This window comes from Exiguobacterium sp. s145 (assembly GCF_018618835.1).
GTDB lineage: Bacteria > Bacillota > Bacilli > Exiguobacteriales > Exiguobacteriaceae > Exiguobacterium_A > Exiguobacterium_A artemiae.
Genome location: NZ_JACSMV010000033.1, coordinates 1 through 8,008, shown reverse-complemented (window position 1 = coordinate 8,008; position 8,008 = coordinate 1). Strand labels below are relative to the sequence as shown.

The window sequence follows — 8,008 nt, the reverse complement described above, 5'->3', positions numbered from 1 at the left end:
GAGGAGGCGGTGGGATTCGAACCCACGCACGGCTTTCGCCGCCTGACGGTTTTCAAGACCGTTCTCTTAAACCACTTGAGTACGCCTCCAAGTTATATGTAGTTTTCAGGTAAAAAAAAAGAAATGGAGGAGGCGGTGGGATTCGAACCCACGCACGGCTTTCGCCGCCTGACGGTTTTCAAGACCGTTCTCTTAAACCACTTGAGTACGCCTCCGTACTTATAATTGAGCGTCGTATTGTACGAGCGCCTTCCTGACATAAATTATGATAGCATCTTGGTTTTATTGTGTAAAGCTTTTTTCTAAAAAAACTTTTTAAAAAATTAGAAGGGGGAAATCTCCCCCTTCCTACTTATCCTTGAATGACTTCAAGACCGCCCATATAAGGACGAAGTACTTCTGGAATAACAACTGATCCATCTGCTTGCTGGTAGTTCTCAAGAATGGCAGCGACTGTCCGACCGACTGCAAGTGCTGATCCGTTTAATGTATGAACGAATTCCGGTTTAGCATTCGCTTCCCGACGGAAACGGATTTGTGCCCGGCGTGCTTGGAAATCTTCAAAGTTTGAGCAAGAAGAAATCTCACGGTACACCCCTTGGCTCGGCATCCAGACCTCGATGTCATATTTCTTCGCAGCTGTGAAACCAAGATCCGCTGTACACATGCTGAGGACCTGATACGGAAGTTTAAGTAATTTCAAAACTTCCTCCGCTTGCCCTGTCAGCAATTCAAGCTGTTCGTATGATTCTTCCGGTTTGACGAAACGGACGAGTTCGACTTTGTTGAATTGGTGCTGACGGATTAAACCGCGCGTATCACGGCCGGCAGAACCTGCTTCAGACCGGAAACATTGGCTGTAGGCGGCATAACCGATCGGCAATTGATCCGCTGACAAAATTTCATCCCGGTGCATGTTCGTCACCGGTACTTCTGCTGTCGGAACAAGGAAGTAGTTCGTATCTTCGACTTTGAACGCATCTTCTTCGAATTTCGGAAGCTGTCCTGTTCCTGTCATAGAATCCCGGTTGACCATGAGCGGCGGCAGGATTTCCGTATATCCGTTTTTGTCCTGGTGTAAATCCATCATGAAGTTGATCAATGCCCGCTCAAGACGTGCACCGGCACCGCGGTAAAAGACGAAACGGCTTCCCGTTACTTTTCCGGCCCGTTCGACGTCAACGATTTTCAACTGTTCCATCAAATCCCAGTGGGGTACAGCTTCAAAATCAAACGCCGGCTTGTCACCGACTTCGCGGATGACGACATTATCATCTTCCGTAGAACCGATCGGAACGCTGTCATGGGGAACGTTCGGAATACCGAGTAACAACAGATTCAGCGTCGCTTCGACTTCACGCAGTTCTTCATCGAGGGCTTTGACTTCATCCCCGACTTGGCGCATCGCAGCAATTGCTTCATCCGCATTTTCTTTGTTGCGTTTTAGTTCCGCGATTTTTTTTGTCGCTTCATTTCGTTCCGCTTTCAGGACTTCTGTTTTGGCAATCAATTCCCGGCGTTTTTCATCAAGGGCGATGAACCGGTTCATATCCGTTAAATCTTCTCCCCGGTGAGCCAGTTTTTCTTGAATCGCGTCAAAATCCTGACGCAGTCGTTTAATATCAATCATGTTTCTTCCTCCTTTTTTTCAATAAAAAAAGGCAATCCATCCCTCTCCGGTTCTAAAAAACCGAAGAGGGACGAATCACCTGGATCCGCGTTGCCACCCTCATTGCTGATCAGATCAGCCAACTCTAAAGACGCGATAACGGGCGTACCCGCACCTTGTTCGCAAGGTGTGTGATCCGGCTCGATTCAAAGTATCCTTCTGACTAGTTCGCACCACCCACTAGCTCTCTTAACAGAATAAATGCTTCTACTTGGTCCGTTCATGACATCATTATGAGATTAGCTTTACTTTACACTATCCCCTTTACGGTTGACAAGGGTTGGTTGATGAATCGCTTGACTGATTTTTTTGGACCAGGCCGAAACGGCGCGGAACAAGCGGATTTGGAAGCTCGCCAGCTCAACCTTCGCAGCACTGGTTACTGTAGCTTGAGGAACAGTGAATCCGGGTAAGTATCGTCCGCTGTCTTCCACTTGGACGGTCCCGATGATTTCACCTTCTTTTAACGGTGCTTCTGCTTTTGAAAATTGAAAGACAGGCGTATGCGGTTTCGCTTGGTTTTTTAACACGGTCACATACAATGCTGTTTTCGTCACGACATCGTAGCGGGATTGTTTTGCCCCCCGAATCGGCAATACACCTTTGATTTGTTCCCCTTTTCCGTAATACGTCAACGGTTCAAAAGAAGAAAAACCGTAATCCAGCAGTTTTTTCGTTTCTGCAAACCGGGCTTTATCGGATGTCGTTCGCATGACGACCGATACGAGTGTTAAATTCCCGCGTGTAGCGACACTCGCAAAACAGTATCCGGCAAGGTCCGTCGTCCCGGTCTTCATCCCCCGCATTCCGCTGTACGCATACGGTTGGCGCGGCAACATCTTATTGGAGTTTTCGACCTTTTCTCCATTGATTGTAATGAACGAACGTTTTGTCACATCTAATACATCCGGATAGTCTTGAATATAGCGGATGATCAAAAGAGAGATATCCATCGCCGTCATCAAGTTTGTTCCCGGTAATGTCGCATCGACGGCATCGAGTCCTGAAGCATTGGCGTATTCGGTATCTTCCATCCCTAGTGCAACAGCTGTTTCATTCATTCGTTCCACGAACTGCTTCTCCGTTCCGGCCATGACTTCTGCCAGGAGAACGGCGGCATCGTTAGCCGATTTAATAAAAGCTGCGTCGTACAATTCCCGGATGGTATACGTTGTTTTCCGAATCGGCAACCGGGCAATTCCCGGCGTTTTCGCAAGCTTCAGTACTTTTTCACTTGGGCGAACCGTTTGATTCCAAGATAATTTTTTTTGCTCAATCTGCTGACGCACGAGATAAAGCGTCATTAATTTTGTCATCGAAGCCGGGGGCAGAGCCAAATCAGCCTGTTCAGCCAATAAAATCTTGCCTGTTACCGCATCGACCATTATGTAAGATTCTGCCTGAATGTCCGGTGTCTCTGCATGACCTGTCATCGGCTGTCCACCAGCAGTCAGTATAAGGACACTCAGAAAGAGTGTGAAAAGACGTTTCATCGGTCCTCTCCTTCAAATGATGTTATATCTTTTCAGTGTAGCACAAAAAAAGAAACCGACAGCCGGAAACTGACGGTTTCTCTCTTACTTTTGATTAAACAGAAACAGCTGTCCGCCGTCTGATTTTTTGAATGAAATAATCATGAAGACGCCGATCTGAAGTCAGCTCCGGATGGAAGGAGCAGGCGAGATGAAGATCCGTCTCGACGACAACGGCGGCTGTCCCGATTGCAGCCAGGACACGTACTCCTTCTCCGACCTGCTCGACGAAAGGAGCTCGAATAAAAACAGCTTCAATATCCTGACCGGCACCTTCGACGTTCAAGGAGGTTTCAAAACTGTCGATTTGTCGTCCGAACGCATTGCGTCTGACCGTCATCGGAATCGCCCCTAAATGGGAAGGACCTTCAGTCAATTCGCTTGCCAGCAAAATCATCCCGGCACATGTCCCGAACATCGGCAACGTGTCAGCTTGACGTCGCAAGACATCCAGTAAACCATAACGGTCAATCAGCCGGCGGATCGTCGTCGATTCGCCGCCAGGCAAGATTAAACCGTCGATTCCGTCCAAGTCCGCGCTTGATTTGACGATCATCGTTTTGACTCCAAGCAGATGAAGCATCTCTTGATGTTCGCGCACGGCGCCTTGGACACCTAATATACCGATTACCATCCGCGTGGTGCCATCCGTTCTTCAAACGGCATCGACGTCACATCAATTCCTTTCATCGCTGTTCCGAGTCCTTTCGACAGATGGGCAATCCGTTCGAAATCGTCTTTGTATGTCACGGCTTCGACAATCGCTTTCGCGACGCGTTCCGGATGTTCCGATTTAAAGATACCGGAACCGACAAATACGCCTTCGGCTCCAAGGTGCATCATCAATGCCGCATCGGCTGGAGTCGCGATTCCGCCAGCCGCAAAATTCACGACCGGAAGACGTCCTGTTGTCTGAATCTGTTGTAAGACCTCGTAAGATGCGCCCCACTCTTTAGCACGCGTCATCAATTCATCCGGTTGTGAATGAAGAATCTGGTGGAGTTGTGCTTGAATCTTGCGCATATGCCGGACAGCTTCGACGACATTGCCGGTTCCGGGTTCCCCTTTTGTCCGGATCATCGCTGCTCCTTCTGCAATCCGGCGCGCCGCTTCTCCTAAATCACGTGCTCCGCAGACGAACGGTACTGTAAACGATGACTTCAATAAATGATACTCCTCGTCTGCCGGCGTCAGGACTTCACTTTCATCAATAAAGTCAACACCCAACGATTCGAGGACCCTTGCTTCGACGATATGTCCGATCCGGCACTTCGCCATCACGGGAATGGATACTGCCTGCAGAACCTCTTCCGTGATGAGCGGATCGGCCATCCGGGCTACTCCCCCGTCACGCCGAATATCCGATGGCACCCGTTCAAGTGCCATGACAGCGACCGCTCCGGCGGCTTCTGCGATTTTAGCCTGTTCCGCATTCACGACATCCATGATGACGCCACCCTTTTGCATTTCAGCCATTCCCCGTTTGACACGATCTGATCCTTGTTGCCGTTCCATCATTATGAACTCCCCCTAGACAGTGATAGTATTTCCAATCGGTGATACTTTTTAGTATATTCCCCGTTGACTATTTTAAAAGTATCAGTTTATGATAAATTAACCAGGTCAGTAAAAAGGGAGATCAGTTATGGACATGTTATCGTTTGAGTTGATACGGGACGGAAATCGTCCGCTGTACGAACAGCTGTACCAGCAAATCCGTCAGGAAATCATTGAAGGACGCCTTGCTTACGGAACGAAATTACCATCGAAACGAAAGCTTGGTCAGTTTTTAAATCTCAGCCAGACGACAATCGAACTGGCTTATCAACAGTTGGTCGCAGAAGGATATGTCGAATCCGTTTCCAGGAAAGGTTACTTCGTCTTAGCCTACGAAGAACTGGCATACGTCAAAACAACGCCTCTGCCGACAAGTCAACGTTCAAATCAACAACCAGCCATGCGTTACGATTTTCATCCCAGTAAAATCGATGGCTCATCCTTTCCTTTCTCCCGTTGGCGGAAACACGCAAAAGATGTCATCGACGAACAACATCAATCACTCGTCTCGCTTGGACACCCGCAAGGTGATCTATCATTACGTCTCGAGATTGCGACGTACCTCTACCATTCACGGGGAGTCGTCTGTTCGCCGGAGCAGATCATCATCGGTTCCGGTGTTGAGCAATTGTTACCGCATATCATCTTTTTATTAGGAAAAACGACAACCTATGGCATCGAAGATCCCGGGTATCATGCGACACGTCTGATCCTTGAAAGTCATGAACGATCGGCGGTTCCGATTCCGGTCGACCAAAACGGCTTAGTGATTCCTTCCCTCGTTCAAAGTCCTGTCGATGTTATGTATGTGACACCGGCTCACCAGTTTCCGTCGGGCAGTATTTTATCCGTCAATCGACGCCGTCAACTGTTAAACTGGGCCGCTGCATCGGATCGCCGTTATATCATAGAAGACGATTATGATAGCGAATTCCGGTACAGCGGAAAATCCATTCCTTCTTTGCACAGTATGGACAGTGAACGGGTGATTTATCTGAGTACATTCTCAAAATCACTGATGCCGTCCCTTCGCATCGGATATATGGTATTGCCACGACCTTTATTAGAACGCTATCAAACTGAATTTCCATACTATACGTGTAGTGTCTCCCGATTTGATCAAACGATTTTGACGCGCTTCATGAAAGAGGGCGACTTCGAGAAACATTTGAACCGCATGCGGAAAATCTACCGCCGCAAACTCGATGTCGTTGTCCACGCTCTCCGGGATGTACCTTTTCTGAAATTGACGGGAGAAAGTGCCGGACTGCATGTCGTCCTCTCCGTCTCAAATGGCATGGGAGAACAGGAATTGCTGCGACGAGCGAAGGACTCCTCGATCCAAGTATATGGATTATCGGATTATGCCCAGTTGCCGTTATCCACAGCTTATCCACAAATTGTCCTCGGGTTTGCCAGTTTAACAGAACAACAATTGATGCAAGGACTGACCGAACTCGTTGCCGCTTGGCAGTTAAAATAAAAGTATCCACAAGGTTATCCACAAAAAAATCCTGCGGCCTATTCAGGTCGCAGGATTTTTGATTATTGACGTGTATAGTTTGAAGCTTCTTTCGTAATCTGAATATCGTGAGGATGGCTTTCCTGTAAACCTGCACCTGTCATCCGGATGAACTGTGTTTCTTCACGTAATTCTTCAAGTGAAGCAGAACCACAGTATCCCATTCCTGAGCGGATCCCTCCGACGAGTTGGTAAACCGAGTCACCGAGTTTACCGCGGTATGCGACGCGACCTTCGATTCCTTCTGGAACAAATTTCTTGTCGGCTTCTTGGAAATAACGGTCTTGGCTGCCGCGTTTCATTGAGGCTTCCGATCCCATACCACGATACGTCTTGAATTGACGGCCTTGGTAAATTTCCATTTCTCCCGGGCTTTCTTCCACGCCGGCGAGAAGGCTGCCTAACATGACTGCATGACCGCCTGCTGCGAGTGCTTTGACGATATCACCGGAATACTTGATTCCGCCATCAGCGATAATCGAGACACCGTGTTTACGGGCTTCTGTTGCACAATCAAAGACTGCTGTGATTTGTGGAACACCGACTCCGGCCACGACACGTGTCGTACAAATAGACCCTGGTCCAATTCCGACTTTGATGACAGAAGCACCTGCTTCAATCAAGTCACGTGTCGCTTCAGCTGTTGCAACGTTTCCTGCGATGATCGGCAAGTTCGGATACTCGTCCCGAAGTTCGCGTACTTTCACGAGAACCCCTTCTGAGTGACCGTGTGCCGTGTCGACGACCAATGCGTCAACTCCTGCATCTACGAGGAACTTGGCACGAACCGAGGCATCTTTCGTTACACCGACAGCTGCTGCGACGAGCAGACGTCCAAATGAATCTTTGGCTGCATGCGGATATTGCTCAACTTTTTCAATATCCTTTGTTGTAATCAAACCTTTTAAAACTCCGTTCTCATCGACGAGTGGTAACTTTTCAATCCGATGTTTGTGGAGAATCTGTTCGGCTTCTTCTAAAGAGGTACCGACTTTTGCTGTGACCAGTTCTTCCGTCGTCATGACAGTTTCAATAACCGTCGAGTAATCTTTCACGAAACGGAGATCGCGGTTGGTTAAGATACCGACCAATTTACGTTCTGTTTCGTTATTGACGATCGGAACACCTGAAATCCGGTACTTACTCATCAAATATTCAGCATCATAGACTTGTCGTTCTGGCGTGAGGTAAAACGGATTTGTAATGACACCATTCTCCGACCGCTTAACACGATCGACATGTTCGGCTTGATCTTCCATCGACATGTTCTTGTGGATGACTCCAAGACCACCTTGACGTGCCATGGCAATCGCCATTGGAGCTTCTGTTACGGTATCCATCCCTGCACTGATTAAAGGAATGTTTAATGTAATTCCTTCGCATAATGTTACAGACAAATCAACATCTCGCGGTAAGACACTTGAACGACGTGGTACGAGCAAGACGTCATCAAACGTCAAGCCTTCTTTAGCAAATTTGTTCTCCCACATGTTATCCACTCGCTTTCTCTTCTATAAAAGAATATTGATGTTATGGTAACAAGCGAGAGGTGGCATGTCAATGACTCCACCAATAATCAGAACAATCTGAAGTTTCACATAACACAAAAAGACCGACCTGCAAAATGCAGATCGGTCTTTTACTGGCCTGGCAACGTCCTATCCTCACAGGGGGAAGCCCCCAACTACTTTCGGCGTTCAAGTGCTTAACTTCCGTGTTCGGCATGGG

General features: G+C 48.0%; 6 protein-coding genes, 2 tRNA genes, 1 rRNA gene and 1 other annotated feature. Of the genes, 1 reads left to right on the top strand and 8 read right to left on the bottom strand.

Annotated elements, in window-relative coordinates:
• Position 1 precedes the first annotated feature (1 nt).
• The 6 genes from KNQ07_RS15670 to pdxS all read right to left on the bottom strand — a co-directional run bounded on the left by KNQ07_RS15670 (position 2) and on the right by pdxS (position 4,716).
• Positions 2-89, bottom strand: a tRNA-Ser gene (locus KNQ07_RS15670).
• Positions 90-124: 35 nt separating this feature from the next.
• Positions 125-215: transfer RNA gene (locus tag KNQ07_RS15665), tRNA-Ser, on the bottom strand.
• Positions 216-352: 137 nt separating this feature from the next.
• Positions 353-1,630, bottom strand: coding sequence for a serine--tRNA ligase (gene serS / locus KNQ07_RS15660; protein ID WP_214767906.1), 1,278 nt, complete (start codon positions 1,628-1,630; stop codon positions 353-355).
• Between the two features lie 63 nt (positions 1,631-1,693).
• Positions 1,694-1,902 (bottom strand) — a binding site (T-box leader).
• Positions 1,903-1,914: 12 nt separating this feature from the next.
• Complete coding sequence (locus KNQ07_RS15655) at positions 1,915-3,162, bottom strand: D-alanyl-D-alanine carboxypeptidase family protein (RefSeq protein ID WP_214767904.1); 1,248 nt, start codon at positions 3,160-3,162, stop codon at positions 1,915-1,917.
• Between the two features lie 94 nt (positions 3,163-3,256).
• Entirely contained in the window at positions 3,257-3,835 is a 579-nt protein-coding gene (pdxT, locus tag KNQ07_RS15650) for a pyridoxal 5'-phosphate synthase glutaminase subunit PdxT (protein WP_214767902.1), read from the bottom strand.
• The gene (gene pdxS / locus KNQ07_RS15645) at positions 3,829-4,716 is read right to left on the bottom strand and encodes a pyridoxal 5'-phosphate synthase lyase subunit PdxS (RefSeq protein WP_200859024.1); all 888 of its coding nucleotides are present in this window, start codon (positions 4,714-4,716) and stop codon (positions 3,829-3,831) included. The genes pdxT and pdxS overlap by 7 nt, the downstream gene beginning before the upstream one ends.
• Before the next feature lie 130 nt (positions 4,717-4,846).
• Here pdxS and pdxR point away from each other — a divergent pair, with 130 nt between their 5' ends.
• The gene (gene pdxR / locus KNQ07_RS15640) at positions 4,847-6,241 is read left to right on the top strand and encodes a MocR-like pyridoxine biosynthesis transcription factor PdxR (RefSeq protein ID WP_214767900.1); all 1,395 of its coding nucleotides are present in this window, start codon (positions 4,847-4,849) and stop codon (positions 6,239-6,241) included.
• 62 nt (positions 6,242-6,303) lie between these two features.
• Here the strand turns inward: pdxR and guaB are convergent, their stop codons facing one another.
• Entirely contained in the window at positions 6,304-7,770 is a 1,467-nt protein-coding gene (guaB, locus tag KNQ07_RS15635) for an IMP dehydrogenase (protein ID WP_012368922.1), read from the bottom strand.
• A 155-nt stretch (positions 7,771-7,925) separates the two neighbouring features.
• Positions 7,926-8,008 (bottom strand): 5S ribosomal RNA (rrf, locus tag KNQ07_RS16425); the annotation flags it as partial.